At 55.1% G+C, this 14,338-nt stretch carries 13 protein-coding genes; 7 read left to right on the top strand and 6 right to left on the bottom strand.

Annotated elements, in window-relative coordinates; genetic code table 11:
• Positions 1 to 110: 110 nt before the first annotated feature.
• From plsB to olsF, 5 genes are all read left to right on the top strand, one after another.
• Complete coding sequence (plsB, locus tag HCU74_RS09870; RefSeq protein WP_168450270.1) at positions 111 to 2,621, top strand: glycerol-3-phosphate 1-O-acyltransferase PlsB; 2,511 nt, start codon at positions 111 to 113, stop codon at positions 2,619 to 2,621.
• Between the two features lie 79 nt (positions 2,622 to 2,700).
• Positions 2,701 to 4,689, top strand: coding sequence for a sensor histidine kinase (locus HCU74_RS09875; RefSeq protein WP_168450271.1), 1,989 nt, complete (start codon positions 2,701 to 2,703; stop codon positions 4,687 to 4,689).
• Positions 4,676 to 5,110: a response regulator gene (locus HCU74_RS09880; RefSeq protein ID WP_168450272.1), complete on the top strand. Its 435-nt coding sequence runs from the start codon at positions 4,676 to 4,678 to the stop codon at positions 5,108 to 5,110. The genes HCU74_RS09875 and HCU74_RS09880 overlap by 14 nt, the downstream gene beginning before the upstream one ends.
• Before the next feature lie 142 nt (positions 5,111 to 5,252).
• Positions 5,253 to 6,053 (top strand): metallophosphoesterase, encoded by an 801-nt coding sequence (locus HCU74_RS09885; protein ID WP_168450273.1) that lies wholly within the window; start codon positions 5,253 to 5,255, stop codon positions 6,051 to 6,053.
• A gap of 32 nt (positions 6,054 to 6,085) precedes the next feature.
• Complete coding sequence (olsF, locus tag HCU74_RS09890) at positions 6,086 to 7,789, top strand: bifunctional ornithine lipid synthase OlsF (protein ID WP_168450274.1); 1,704 nt, start codon at positions 6,086 to 6,088, stop codon at positions 7,787 to 7,789.
• A gap of 136 nt (positions 7,790 to 7,925) precedes the next feature.
• Here olsF and HCU74_RS09895 read toward each other — a convergent pair whose 3' ends face one another.
• From HCU74_RS09895 to HCU74_RS09920, 6 genes are all read right to left on the bottom strand, one after another.
• On the bottom strand, positions 7,926 to 8,120 hold the full coding sequence (locus HCU74_RS09895) for a hypothetical protein (protein WP_168450080.1): 195 nt from the start codon (positions 8,118 to 8,120) through the stop codon (positions 7,926 to 7,928).
• The gene (locus tag HCU74_RS09900; RefSeq protein WP_168450275.1) at positions 8,084 to 8,836 is read right to left on the bottom strand and encodes an alpha/beta fold hydrolase; all 753 of its coding nucleotides are present in this window, start codon (positions 8,834 to 8,836) and stop codon (positions 8,084 to 8,086) included. The genes HCU74_RS09895 and HCU74_RS09900 overlap by 37 nt, the downstream gene beginning before the upstream one ends.
• Before the next feature lie 6 nt (positions 8,837 to 8,842).
• Complete coding sequence (locus HCU74_RS09905) at positions 8,843 to 10,000, bottom strand: DUF2817 domain-containing protein (RefSeq protein ID WP_168450276.1); 1,158 nt, start codon at positions 9,998 to 10,000, stop codon at positions 8,843 to 8,845.
• Positions 10,001 to 10,009: 9 nt separating this feature from the next.
• Positions 10,010 to 11,065, bottom strand: coding sequence for an MJ1255/VC2487 family glycosyltransferase (locus tag HCU74_RS09910; protein WP_168450277.1), 1,056 nt, complete (start codon positions 11,063 to 11,065; stop codon positions 10,010 to 10,012).
• Between the two features lie 37 nt (positions 11,066 to 11,102).
• Positions 11,103 to 11,633 carry a phosphatase PAP2 family protein gene (locus HCU74_RS09915; RefSeq protein WP_168450278.1) on the bottom strand — a complete coding sequence of 177 codons (531 nt, stop codon included), beginning with the start codon at positions 11,631 to 11,633 and terminating at the stop codon, positions 11,103 to 11,105.
• An 81-nt stretch (positions 11,634 to 11,714) separates the two neighbouring features.
• A complete protein-coding gene (locus HCU74_RS09920) occupies positions 11,715 to 12,359 on the bottom strand; it encodes a class I SAM-dependent methyltransferase (protein WP_168450279.1) in 645 nt (214 codons plus the stop codon).
• A 91-nt stretch (positions 12,360 to 12,450) separates the two neighbouring features.
• On the opposite strand from HCU74_RS09920, the gene sthA reads away from it, so the two are divergent.
• Positions 12,451 to 13,890, top strand: coding sequence for a Si-specific NAD(P)(+) transhydrogenase (gene sthA / locus HCU74_RS09925; RefSeq protein ID WP_168450280.1), 1,440 nt, complete (start codon positions 12,451 to 12,453; stop codon positions 13,888 to 13,890).
• A gap of 166 nt (positions 13,891 to 14,056) precedes the next feature.
• On the top strand, positions 14,057 to 14,251 hold the full coding sequence (locus HCU74_RS09930) for a hypothetical protein (protein WP_168450281.1): 195 nt from the start codon (positions 14,057 to 14,059) through the stop codon (positions 14,249 to 14,251).
• The last annotated feature ends 87 nt before the right edge of the window (positions 14,252 to 14,338 follow it).

Consider the following 14,338-nt stretch of genomic DNA (forward strand, 5'->3'; position numbering starts at 1 on the left):
GCAGATATATGTTCTCACGGCAGGCGACCTGCGGCAGCCAACGGGTTACCATTGCAACGGCCCGAATCAGGGGCGGGATTGTTTTACTTTGCAGGAGATTAGTTTCGGCCATGCGCTGGTTTACACGTCTGTATTTTTTGCTTTGCCGAATGCTGGCAAGTCCGTTGATTTCGCTGGTGCGGCCGAGTCTTGTGCAGTATCACGAGAACCTGCCTGAGGCCCTGTCCGACCGGCCGGTGTGCTATGTGCTGCGCCAATACAGCTGGACAGATCGCTTCTTGCTTGAAGGTATTTTGCGCAAGGAAGGCCTGCCGGTATTACGTGCCACACCGGGGCGTCTGCCTGAGGTTGGTAAAGCGAGTTGCCTGTATTTACCGGTGCTCACCGGTGCCAAGGGCGGTGAGCGGGGGCGGAAACTGATTACTTCGCTGATTGAGGAGCAGGAAGACGAAGCGTCCTCGGCGGTCGTTCAAGCCCTGCAGATTGTTCCCGTGTCGATATTCTGGGGGCGCGACCCAGGCTCCGAAACGTCGTTTTTACGGCTGCTACTCGGCGATGGCGAGCGCGGCGGGCGACTGCGCAAGTTGCTGGTGATTATTGCCCAGAGAAAGAATGTCATCCTGCATATTGCCGAGCCGGTAAGCTTCGACAAAATTGTCAGTCGCAGCGAAACACCGAGTGATGCGGCAAACCTGCTGTCACGGACCCTCGGTTTTTATTTCAGCCGACGCAAAACTGCCACGCTGGGGCCGAGCTTGCTGGGGCGTCAGCAAATTATGCGCTTGGTGTTGCGCAGGCCTGCAGTCAGAGATGCCATTGCCCAGCTGGCAGAAAGCGAAGGTGTGTCAGCGGCGGCTTTGCACAAGCAGGCAAAGAAAATGGCCGATGAGGTCGCCGCCAATTTCGATTCCCGTATGCTGCGTGTCCTGGACATGATTTTAAGTTGGGTGTTTCGCAAGATCTTCAGCGGAATCCAGTTATTCCACGTCGACCGCCTGAGTCGAGTGGCCAATGATTGCCAATTGATTTACATGCCCAGCCATCGCAGTCATCTCGATTATCTGCTGATTTCCTACAGTCTATACACCCGCGGGCTGGTGCCGCCCCATATTGCGGCGGGGGTCAATTTGAATTTTTGGCCGGTGGGTGGCCTGCTGCGTCGTGGCGGTGCTTTTTATATACGCCGAAGTTTCGCCGGTCAGGCCCTATATGCCGCGGTGTTTCGCAGCTACCTCGATGTGATTCTCGGTCGCGGCTATCCGGTGGAGTTTTTTCCCGAAGGCGGACGCTCGCGCACCGGTCGTCTGCTGCCGCCGAAAAAGGGCATGCTGAGCATGACCGTTGACAGTTTCCTTACCCAGCCCGCACGCAAGGTGGCGTTGGTACCTGTGTATGTTGGTTACGACAAGCTGGTGGAGGGAGCGAGTTACGTCAAGGAGTTGCGCGGCGCCGCCAAGACCAGTGAATCCGCCGGTGGCCTTATCAAGGCACGGAAGATATTCAAATCCTCCTATGGCAGTCCCTATGTCGCCTTTGGTGAGCCGATCAGCTTTGGCGAGTGCCTGAGCCGGGTCGAGCCCCAGTGGCGGGAGAAAGTGATGGCCGGAGATCGCAGCTTTGTCGCAAGAGCAGTGGACTATATCGCCTATGAGAATATGGAGCGAATCAATGCCGCCGCCGTGGTCAATCCGATTGGCCTGGTGTCGATGATACTGCTGTCGAGCCCCCAACGGGCGATGGCGGAAGAGGAGCTATTGGCGCAGATCGATTACTTCATTGTGTTACTCAAGCGGTTACCCTACAGCGCCGATATCAGTTTGCCCGAGGGCACCGCGCGGTCAATTCTGGACACTGCTGCCCGAACCGCCGGGCTGTCGCGCATCGACCACAGCTGGGGGCCGATTATCACTGCTACCGGTAAGGAAGCAGTGATGTTGACCTACTACCGGAACTCGGTAATGCATGTGTTGGCGATTCCAAGCCTGATAGCGCGGTTTTTCCGGCACAGCGCCAGCTGTTCCCGAGAAGAGGTGCTGGCATCCTGTGTGCGCTTGTATCCCTTTCTCAAGCGCGAATTGTTTTTGCGGGTCAGTATTGCGCAAAGTCGCGCGGTGCTGGAGGAGCATATCGACAACCTGATTGAACTCGGGCTGTTGGAGGTCGATGGGCAGGGGCGGTTGTGTCGTGCGGAAGTGGGCACAAAGGCGTATTCAGTGCTGATTGGCCTGGGTCGAATACTGCGCGAAACCTTTGAACGTTACACAATGACGAGCCTTCTGTTGGATTATGAGCTGCGCGATAAAGTCGCACCAAGGGAAAGCATTGAGGCCCATATCATTGAAATGGCGCAGCGGCTGGCCATTGTGAGTGGGCGCGAAGCGCCTGAATACTTTGATAAAAACCTGTTCCGGGTTTATCTTGATACATTAATAGCCGAGGGTTTGCTCAGTGAACAGCAAAACGGTGAGACGCGGGAGTTGAGCAGCAGCCCGGCACTTGGAGAATTTGCCCAGAGCTGGGTCAGTTTGCTCGGCCCGGATGTTCAGCAGAGTATGTTGCAGCTTATTCGCCGGCCGCAACCGTCCCCGAAGGCGCAAGTCAGTGCGGTGGGCAACGGTTAATGAATACAATGGCAGTTACCTGGCGTCACTAACGCTATTAATATAGCATTGCTACATTTATCGCATTGGGCGGGGTCAAATGCCATTCATCACAAGACAAAGGAAGTCTATAGGCTCAAGGATTCTCGCCAGTCTCGTGCTGATGGTGGTGGTGAGTGCCTCGCTGTCGGTGGCCATCACCGTGGCGGAGCTGGATAAGCAATTATTGCGTACCAGCGAGCAGAAGCTCCGCGACGAGGCCTATTTACTCGGTGTGCAATTTCGCGCGCACATTGACGAATTGATGAGAGACGTTGCCTTTGTAAAAGGTATGCCTCCGGTGCAAGGGATGATTCGTGCTGAGCGCCATAAGGGAGTTGACCCGGAAGACGGTTCTACGGAGGCGTTATGGCGGGCGCGGCTGGCAGAGATTTTTTCGCAAATGTTGCTGGCCAAGCCGACGATGGTCCAGGTTCGCTATATACGAGCCAACGGACAGGAATTGGTGCGTGTAGATCGCTACGGCGACAACGGGCAGATTCGCGTTGTCGCAGAGGGGGCCTTGCAGGACAAGTCACTGCGGGATTACGTCAAAAAAACGGTTGCGCTGTCCAGCGGAGAAATCTACCTGTCGAAAATCAGCCTTAACCGGGAAAACGGCGTGGTCATGTTGCCGCGGCAACCGGTGATTCGGGCCGCGACGCCAATCTACACTTCCGGTGGCGAGCTGTTCGGCTTGATCGTAATCAATTACAGCCTCGACACCATCTTTGACACCCTGCGCCAGATCGCCGATTCCGGCCACCAGGCGTATATCGCCGCGGCGAACGGCGAATACCTGATGCACCCTGACGAGAGCAAAACGTTCCGCTTTGAAGAGGGTGAGCAGAGTAATATCGGTGCTGATTTTCCCGCCGCGGTATCGCTACTCGGCAAGGCCGGTAACGGCGATGTGCGCAGTGGCTTTGCGCAGTCGCATGAGGGAGAGCGGGTGTTTGCCCTCCACAGTCTCAATTACAATCCCGACGACCCCAACGCTTCTATAATTATTGCTGTAGCAGACGATTTTGCCGACAGCCTGAAAGTCCGCGATGCCTTGCTGAATCGGATTTTTTATTTCTTGTTATTGATCCTGGCGTGTACTGTGGTGCTGGGACTGGCGGTGTCGCGAAGAATTGCGGCGCCCTTGGAAAAAATGCGCGAAGTCATACAGAGCAAGGGTCGAAATGCGACAGTGGCCGACCTCCCGGTGGATGCCGCCGGGGAAGCGGGTGAACTTGCGCGTGCGTTTAACTCCCTGTTGCGCGACCTGGAGCGGCAGAGGGAAGTACTGGTGAAAGAAGTCAGCGAGCGCCGTCAGGCACAGAGTTTGCTCGAGCAAAATCTCGGGAAAATCGCCCAGGCCAATCTGGAATTGGAGCAATTTACCAATATCGCCTCCCACGATTTACAGGAGCCTCTGCGCACGGTACGCAGTTTTATCGAACTGTTTGAAGACCGTTATGCTGGTCAGTTAGACGAGCAAGCGTCGCTGTTTCTGAGTTATATGAACCAATCTGCCGCGCGTATGGAAGAACTGATCAACGGTCTGCTGGAATACAGCCGCATTGGTAAGGAAGCGCCGATTGTTGATGTAGACTGTGAACTGCTGGTGAGCGACGTTTGCGATGACTTGGCCAGCCTGATTCGTGAAAGCGGCGCAGACATTCAATTCCGCGGCTTGCCGGAAATTCGCGCGAGGGCGATGGGGATGCGTATGCTGTTCCAGAATTTGATCAGCAACGCGATTAAATTCCAGCGGCCCGGCGTGGTCCCTCAGGTGCGTATTCAGTGTGAAAAGCTGTCCTGGGAGTGGAAGTTTAGCGTTCAGGACAATGGTATTGGCATACCGCCGGAGTTTCACGAACGCATTTTCCTGATTTTTCAGCGGCTACACGGGCGTGCTGAATACTCAGGCACCGGGATCGGTTTGGCTCACTGCAAAAAAATTGTGGAGCAACACCACGGAAAAATATGGGTAGAATCACTGCCCCAGCACGGTAGTCGCTTCTACTTCACGATTGCGGAACCAAAAGATGAAAAAGCTTAAAACCATATTGTTAGTCGATGATTGCGAAGCCACCAATCTGATACACCGCTTGATTATCGAGAAATACGGTTGTGTCGAAGAGGTGGTGGAAACACTGAACGGCGCTGAGGCCATGGCCTTTCTAAAAACCAAGCGCAATGGTGCCTACCCTCAGCCGGAGCTGGTATTTCTCGACGTCAATATGCCGGTAATGAACGGTTGGGAGTTTCTTGACGCGTATAGAGAGCTGCCGGAGAGCCAGTTGGCGGGGGTTGTCGTTGTGATGCTGACAACGTCAACCAACCCGGATGATCGCACTCGCGCGCAGGAGCTTAATGAAATCAGCCTGTTTGCGTCAAAACCCTTAAGCATTGATACCATCGATAAGGTGCTGGCGCAGCACTACCCGGATTCGCTGCGCGAAGACTATCCCGCCCGGTAAGGTTCTCTACGTTTTCCCCCAGCCTTTTTATGCTTACGGGAGCGCTTGGCTCTCGCTGTAACAATAGTGTCTTCAAAACGTCCAGCCACTGTCACCTGCCTTCGCTAGTATTGCCCCAATTGACTATTGGGAGAAACGATGGGTGCGATACAAAACGGTATGGTTGTCTGATATTCACCTCGGCTTCAAGGATTGTCGTGCAGAGTATTTGCTCGATTTTTTAGCCAAAGTCGAGTGTGACTCGATTTACCTGATCGGCGATGTAATCGATCTTTGGGCGATGAAACGGAGTCTGTTCTGGCCTTCCTCCCACTACGACGTGCTGCGCAGTCTGTTTAACAAAGCCAATGCCGGCACCCGCATCGTTTATATACCAGGCAATCACGACGAGCCTTTTCGAGACTATGTCGGCAACATCTTCGGCCCCATCGAAATTCGCAAGGACGCCGTTTATACCACCGTCAAAGGCAAACGCCTCCTTATGTTCCACGGCGATTGCCTGGACGAACATATTCAACTGCGCAAGTGGGAAAACCTGATCGGCGATGCCGCCTACGATTTGCTGCTGTTTTTGAATCGCTGGGCAAACTTTTTCCGCCGTCGCTCCGGTCGGCACTATTGGTCACTCGCGACCTATATCAAACAACGCATTCCAAACGCACGACAGGTCATCGAGGTGTTCGAGCAGGCGGCGGTACAAGAGGCTGCAGCGCGAAATCTCGACGGCGTAATTTGCGGCCATATTCACCAGCCCGCGCTGAAAGAAATCGACGGGCTGTTGTACTGCAACGACGGCGATTGGATTGAGAACTGTACGGTGCTTACGGAGGACGACGCCGGAAATATGGAATTGCTGCAGTGGACGGAAAAGCAAACCAGTCTGGATAAATGGTTGGTGAACGAGACCCCGGCCCAAGTGCTGCCGTTGCGGCAGGCCAGTTAGACAACGAAGTTGGTTACAGAGGTAATATTACGATGATCTCGGTGGATTCGGTCATTGACGAACGGTTCCCGCGTATTGCGCAGGGAAATCCGAAAATAAGAAGCACCCTGTCGGCACTGTTGAAGTACCTGTTTCACGAAGCGGAGTTCAAACAGTTCGAACGGGACTACCCCCATTTGCAGGGGCTGGATTTTGTAGAACAGGCGCTGGATTACTTCGATTTTGGCTATGCGATAAGTGCGCTGGACAAGGAGCGGATTCCTGTGAGTGGCAGAGTGGTGATTATTTCCAACCACCCCATAGGTAGCCTGGACGGATTGGCGCTGCTTAAACTGGTCTCGGAGGTGCGCTCGGACGTGAAGGTGGTGGCCAACGAGCTGCTGTATGCTCTCAAGCCTCTGCGCTCCATGCTGCTGCCCGTAGACAATATGAGTGGCAAACGCAATCGCCGGGAGAACCTGCAGGCCATTCATCAGCATATCGAAGGTGAGGGCGCCGTGATCATCTTTCCGGCCGGAGAAGTTTCCCGGGTAAGCCCCAGTGGCATTCGCGATGGTCGCTGGCGCAACGGGTTTATCAAATTTGCCGAGCGCGCCAATGCCCCGATCCTGCCGGTGCATATCAGTGCGCGCAATTCGGTATTTTTCTACGCCTTGTCGCTGCTCGCCAAGCCGCTATCGACCCTATGGTTGATACGGGAAATGTTCAAGCAGAACAACCGCACGGTCAGGGTCAGTATTGGCCCGATGATTGACGCCAATATTTACAAGCAGCTTCCCCTCACCGCTCCGGCAAAGGTGAGATTATTCAAGAAACATGTGTACAAATTGGGCAAACGCAAGCGCAGTGGCGAACCCTGTTTTATGCCTGCGGCCCAGGCGGTCGCTCACCCGGAGGATCGCCAGGAATTACGCCGGGCGATACGCGCCTGTGAGCGTATTGGTGAAACCCGCGACGGTATGGAAATCTACTGCTATCACTACAGCGGTGACTGCACCATCATGCGGGAAATTGGCAGACTGCGGGAGGCGAGCTTTCGAGCGGTGGGCGAGGGTACCGGCCACCGTCGCGATGTCGATGCCTACGACGCGCATTACGACCATATTGTATTGTGGGATGAAACCCAGCTAGAGCTGGTCGGCGCCTACCGTTTGAAGCGTCTGTCGTCGTTGGGGGAGGGCGAGAGCCTCTATAGCGCTACTCTGTTCAACTATAATGACAGTGTCGCCGGTGAGATATTTGCACAGGGTGTGGAGCTGGGCCGCAGCTTTATTCAGCCCCGCTATTGGGGCCGAAATTCCCTTGACTACCTGTGGCAGGGTGTCGGCATGTACCTGTCTCGCTACCCCGAGGTGCGCTACCTGTTTGGCCCGGTAAGCCTGAGTGACAAATTGCCCAAAGCTGCCAAAGACCTGTTATTGCAGTTCTATCAAACGTACTTTTCCGCTAAAGAGCCATGGGCAGTGGCTAAAATGCCCTATAGCCTGGACGAGGGGAAAGGGCGTTTTTCCGGTGATGACTACCGCGCTGAATTCACTCGGTTGAAAACGGAACTGGGTGACATGGGCTGCTCTGTGCCTACCCTGTACAAGCAGTACACGGAATTGTGTGAGCCCGGTGGGGTAAGCTTTGCCGACTTTAATGTTGACCCGGATTTCGCCGATTGTATTGATGGCCTGGTGCTGGTTGATATAGAAAAAATGAAACCAGCGCGTAAAAAGCGCTATTTTAACTAGAGCTTGTTAAAGCTAATTGCATCGCCGCAACCTGCAGGGCTGCGGCGCTTTTATGTCCTGCGAGTACCCCAAGTACTTCGCCGCACACACGGGGCAGGCTCTCAGTCACTTTTGTGCACCCACCACATCACACCCATTACGTCTGGCCGAGCGCCAAAAGCCCCTCCGGCATCGACGATTCATTTAGTATTAACAGGCTCTGGTTTTTTTGTTCGCGGACAATGTCCAGTTGCCCCGCAAATTGTGAGTCCGTCACAGCAAGCAAGAGTTTGCGCAGCGCTGTGAATGTGCTGTTTAGCTCAGCACCAGGGAAAACTGTCGAAGCAGCCATTCAGGCTCGTCGAGCACCAGGTCATGCCCGCCGCTGTCGTGTTTTATATGCTGGCTGCTGTATTTTTTGGCGAGAAAGTCGCTACACCGGGAAGACACCATGCGATCGGCAGTACTGCTTATCAGCAGGGGCGGCGTCGGCAAGGCTGAGGCCGAAGGTGAGGAAAATGCTGCGGCTGCCAATAACTGACGCACGACATTGATTTTTCTCAATGGATGACGGTGACGTATTTGACAATATTGTTCGAGAACGTCGTCGGCGACAGAATGCCGGTTACTGACCAATTGCAGAATATGGCGCTCCTGTACCTTGACACTGCTACTGCCCAGGCTGTGTATCACCGGCCACAGCGAAGCGATTTTTAAGCGGTGATAGAACGGGCAATCCCTGCTGCTGCTATTTATCAGTACACATTTAACGATTTGCTCCGGCGCCGCACGTTGCCAGTCCAGTGCCACCATTCCACCGAGTGAAAGAGCGATAATACCGAAGGGTTTGTCACCGAAGGGGTGTCGCTGCTGTAAATCTGCGCGGATAGCGTGGATGCGGGTCGGCGACAGGCGACGGTGCTCACTGCCAAAACCGGGCAGGTCCAATGCCCTGCAGTCCCAGCCAAGTTCTTCGCTACAACGGTTGATAAAGGCTTGCCAGTGTGCCTGTTCTCGAGACAGGCCTCGTAGAAACAACCAGCGGGTGGGTGCTTGTGGTGACGTCATTTGCTATCAGTTTTCCAGATTGCGATACCAAAGGGTTTGGGCGACCTGCGCCATCTGACGGTCGCGTTCTCCTTCGCTTATCCATTGCTCGCTACTGCGTGTCGCTGCCAGAAAAAAGTCCAGTAGTATCAGGTGGCCCCGCAGCACGCGAGCGTGGCGATGGGGAACCGTTGGGTTGAAGAGTCCGGCAAAGCTGAATACCTGTGCCGGATGCTTTTTTACCCACAACCAGGAACCCATTTCCAGGGTCAGGGGCAGCAAGCGACTGCCATGGTCGCGGCATTGCAGATAGAAATAGTCCCACATGTCGCCGTGACTGAGATAGTGCATGGCCTGTGGCCCAAAAGAGTAATTATGATGGGGAAAATTGCGCTCCCACAGCAGCTTCAGCGCGGTGTAGTTGCCAATGTCATCTATGGGCTCCTTGCGGTAGGCGAAGGGTATCCATATGTGGTCCTGAAGGCCGAAGCCGGAGTGAAAGTCGATCGCTACAGATAAACGCCCTGGGCGGCAATAACGGTAAATGATGTTTTGCAGAGCACTGAATTCGGGCTCAATGTAGTTTGCCCAGTCGCCGCGATACCACGGTAGTTTGCGCCACAGCCGCTGGCCGCCCAACAAAAAGGGTGCTCCGTCCTCGGCATCTATCGGGGCGTGACGATTCAGGTCGACGCCGTTGGGGTTGCAGCGGGAGTCCATTAACATGCCGCCCGGATTAACCAGCGGTATGGCCACGATGGCAATGTCTTCCTCGAATTGCATGTGCCAATGGGCGTCCCAGCGACAGCGTTCGACAACACTTTCCAGCCAGGCAAGCAGCACCTGGGTGCCGATACGTTCTACACCGTGTACCCCTGCGGTGAGAATCAGGCAGGACTTTGCCCTGTCCGGGTTGCCGATAGTGAGGGACACCACCGGCAGTCGAAATTCATCAACGTCGACAATTGCCTCGGTGCGGCTTTGAATAAGCGCGCCCGCATTGCGACACAGTTGCTCAACGGATAACAGTTCACCAAGGCGTCGATGCAAGGCGCCTCGGCATTCATCCATCAACTCGGTAAAGGTGGGAAGGGTGGGGCCGATAAAACCATCGTTATCGGCGGTTTCGCTGGTGTGGGGTAGACAGAAAGGTGCTTGACCGGGCTGAGATGATAATGCGCTCATAAGTCCCTGTCAGGTGCTGAATACACGGTGGCCGGCCGGTAGTGCCAATTGCCAGGTTGACTCGACAAGCTCGCTGGTATCGTGCCAGTTGCCGGACAACAGCCAATCGCAAATCGCCGCGGCCACATCGGGGTAGCGCTGAGGGCGAGGCGCTTCAGGGTGGCTTAGCCAATCGGCGATAATTGCCGGATCGTATTCATACATGATTCGCGCATGGCCAAGGGCCTGCAGCGCAGCGGCATTACCCAGTTGCTCTGATTGGCCTGCCACAGGTTTGGCCAGTACCGGAACCCCCATATGCAGGCATTCGCTGATTAACTCGAAACCGGCGTTACACATAACCGCCCGCGCACTGCACAGGTCGCGCTTGAAGCCGTGAAGACTTGTTTTACGCAGGCTGATATTGCCGTCCTGGCTATCGACCAGTTCAGGCGAATACTGGATAAAACGCGTGTCCGGGAAACTCTTGAGGCTCTCGGTGATGCGCTGCTGATTCTCAAAGGGCAGGTAAACCACCACGTGGTTACCAACAACGCCGGCGCGTTTTTCTGCGGGGTTGATAATCGGCGGCACGATAGGTGCGTTGAAGTGATTCCAGTGGAGGCCGAGACGGTGGGTCACCGGCGCGAACATTTTCATAATAAGGCGGTTGCGCAGGTTTACCCCAGCCTGGGGCACATTGCGATAGCCAAAGGCATATTGGTGACCAACGCCGATGACTGTTTTACCGCGAAGCCGACCAGCCCACGCGGTGACCGGTTCAAAGTCGGTAACGATCAAGTCATAGCCGTCGAGGTCGAGGCCCCTAACATCGCGAACAAATTGAAGCGGCTGTGCTTCGAGCAGGGTTTTAAAAGAGTTTACGGCACCGTTCACCGTGGCAAAGGTCAGGCCCTTTCGCAGCTGATAATCGCCGAAGCACTCCATATCGAAGTATTTATCCGCAGGGCGACCGGAAAATAAAAACTGAACATCAACCTTGCGGCGCGCGAAGTGGCTGGCCATCATGCGAGCGCGGGCAATGTGCCCGTTCCCGGTGCCCTGTACACCATATAAGATTTTCATTGGCTTTGACTCGTTTTCCAAAAAAATGGCGCGCTGACTAGAGGGTGACGACCAGCGCGTGACTGAGGTGGGCAATGCCTATGCCCAGAGCGGCGCCGGCCAGAGTGTCGGTGGGAAAGTGAACGCCAAGCAGAATGCGCGAGGCGCCAACAGCGGTGGCCCAGAGAAACAGCGGTGCACCGGCGGCGCCGTAGAACAGCACGCACAGGGTGGCAAGCAGAAAGGCGGCAGCAGTGTGTCCTGATGGAAAACTAAATTCATCAGAGGCGATAATCGCGGCGTTAAAGCGGGGAATTGCGGCCGGGGGACGACGTCGCCGGCAGGTGTTTTTCAGCACCCAGTATAGGGGTAGCCAGATGGCAAAAGCCGCCGCAACACTCGCAGCGAAAAGCTCGCTATGGTGCAGCCCAAGTGCGTACAGTGCCGCCGGGAGTAACACCTGGGAATAACCGTCGCCGGTTTTGGAGACACCATAGGCAAGGCGACAGAGCTGGCGCTGGTGGCGGGTGTTGACGCAGGCGAGAAACATGCGAACGTCAAACTGATTAATAGACTGTATTAAACGCATAATTTAATCCTCTCAGATCAAAACATACGCCTTGGTGTTTGCAGTTGCGTGACGGTGGTATTGCAGAAATGCGACAGCGAGCTAGCGGTTTTCGATATTTAATATCCAGCCTCGGTGTTGGCGCTGGCTATTGGCGGTGATGGGGTGAATGTCAGCGTAAAAATCCTCGACGCAGGCCTCCGCGACATCGAGAAAGGGCGGCCGACCAGGGTCGGCGATGATAATACGACCACATCCGCCGTGTATTGCCCGCTCGATCATACGGTAGACTTCTTCGGCCATATCGTCCCAGAAGCAAATATCACTGGCGATCAAGGTGTCAAACCGCCCCAATTCCTCAGTGGGAAAAGACTCGAAACGACGCGGTTCTGTCGTCAGCGTGAGGCCGTTTGCGGCAGCCTGGGCGTTCAGAAAGGGAAACACCGCTGGGTCGCCGTCGGTGGCGAGGGCGTCGCAATGGAAGTGTTTAACGCAAAACAGGCTGCCCAACCCCCAGCCGCAGCCGACTTCCAATATTTTACTGGCCTGCTCCAGGGGCGCCGTTTGCAAATACTCCATCAGCAGAAATGCTGCGCCCCAGTTTTTATTGCCGTGTAGCTGGCTGGGTTGTTTTCGCTTGAGCCGACGCATGGTGGGGTGGGAGGCCAATAAATAGCGCAGGCCGTAGTGTTCACGGGCAAATTTATCGGCTATTTCCCTGCTTTGTTGGGTGTCCGCTGGTGGCATTGGCATGACTTCTGCGTCTCGATGATGTGGTCCACGGCAAAGGTACGGGCTTAGCTATGCCGGCACAAGGGGTATCGGCCCGTGGCTGCATATGGGCGAGAATTCACATAGAATTCCGTCGGGCATACTCATCGGAGCGGGAAGTCTAGTGAATTACGACGTATTGGTTATCGGCAGTGGGCCAGCGGGAGAAAGCGCGGCACTCAACGCCATCAAACACGGGCAGACTGTAGCTGTCATTGAAGCTCAGGAGCAGGTCGGCGGTGCCTGTACCCACCAGGGAACGATACCGTCCAAGGCCCTGCGGCATATGGTGCGCTCGGCAATTGCCTTCAACAATACGCCGATTTTTCGTGACATTGGCGATCCGCGCACGTTGACATACCCTCGGTTGCTCAGCCATACCAATGAGGTGATTTCCCGCCAGGTCAGTATGCGCAGTCGTTTTTACTACCGAAACAATATTCGGGTACTTCGGGGGCAGGCGTCGTTTCTGGATGAGCGGGCGGTCAGCGTCCAGACCCACGACGGTAAGGTTGAGCGTCTCACCGCAGAAAAAGTGGTGATTGCGACAGGGTCGCGCCCCTACCGCCCGGACAACATCGACTTCGATCATCCCCGGGTATACGACAGCGACAGCATTCTGAAGATGACCAATACACCGAAGAAGGTCATTGTGTACGGCGCGGGGGTTATTGGTTGTGAGTATGCGTCGATTTTCTCCGGGATAGGCATCAAGGTGGAATTGATAAACACCCGCGACCGTCTGCTGGAGTTTCTCGACGACGAGATTTCCGACGCCCTCAGCTACCACCTGCGACACCTTGGGGTGATGATCCGCCATCGGGAAAGTTACAGCGAGGTGGAGTGCAGCGATCGTCAGGTGCTTCTGAAGCTGGAGAGCGGCAAGCGCCTGCATGCGGATGCCCTATTGTGGTGCAATGGGCGAAGTGGAAATACCGAAGCACTGAATCTCGATGCCGTTGGTCTGAAGACCGACCACCGGGGGCAGCTGCTGGTCGATGAGCACTATCAGACCAGCGTGCCAGGGATTTACGCCGCCGGTGATGTAATCGGCTGGCCCAGCCTCGCCAGTGCGGCCTACGACCAGGGCAGGGCGGCCTCAGCCTCGGCGCGAGGCAAGGAGCAGTGTCGTTTCGTCAATGATGTGCCCACGGGAATCTACACGATACCGGAGATCAGTTCAGTGGGGCAGACCGAAACCGAGCTGACCGAGGCGAAAATTCCCTACGAGGTCGGGCGAGCCTTTTTCAAAGATACCGCCAGGGGCCAGATCAGCGGCGAGACCGTCGGTATGCTCAAGCTACTCTTTCATGTCGAGACCATGGAAATACTCGGTATTCACTGCTTCGGTGCCGAGGCGGCGGAAATCATCCATATCGGCCAAGCCATTATGAAGCAGACCAACGGGGGCAACAGCCTGCGTTATTTTATCAATACCACATTTAACTACCCCACGATGGCCGAGGCCTACCGCACCGCGGCCCTGAACGGCTTAAATCGGCTGTAGGGGCCAGAAATGACAAAGTTGGGCTCAAGGCTGAGGGCAAAAAGGCAGTGGTAGGTATAAATTTTTATTGACACAGGCGGTGTCAAGGAATAAATAGTGGCCTTGACAGCCGCTCTTTGAATTGGCGGGTGTGCTTCCATAATTAGTCGTGCAGGAGTGTGCAAAAATGGCTAAAGAATTGGCGGTATCCGATACTTCAGATGACCTCGACGATGATTTTTTCGAGGACAATAGCGTCAGCTTTGACGATCATCCGGCACACGGTGGTCGGGACAACAGCATTCGCCGAAAAATTGAAGAGCGGCTGGAACGGCGGCGGCTGATGGAAGAGCTGGACATGCTCGACGACCTGGATTGGTAAGCGGGGCCTTACGGGCCCTCAGCTTTTGTTAAAAATGTCTTTGCTGGCACATCTTTAGCAGTTTATCTGCCGAATTCCCTTTATCTT

Source organism: Spongiibacter thalassae (assembly GCF_012272835.1).
GTDB lineage: Bacteria > Pseudomonadota > Gammaproteobacteria > Pseudomonadales > Spongiibacteraceae > Spongiibacter > Spongiibacter thalassae.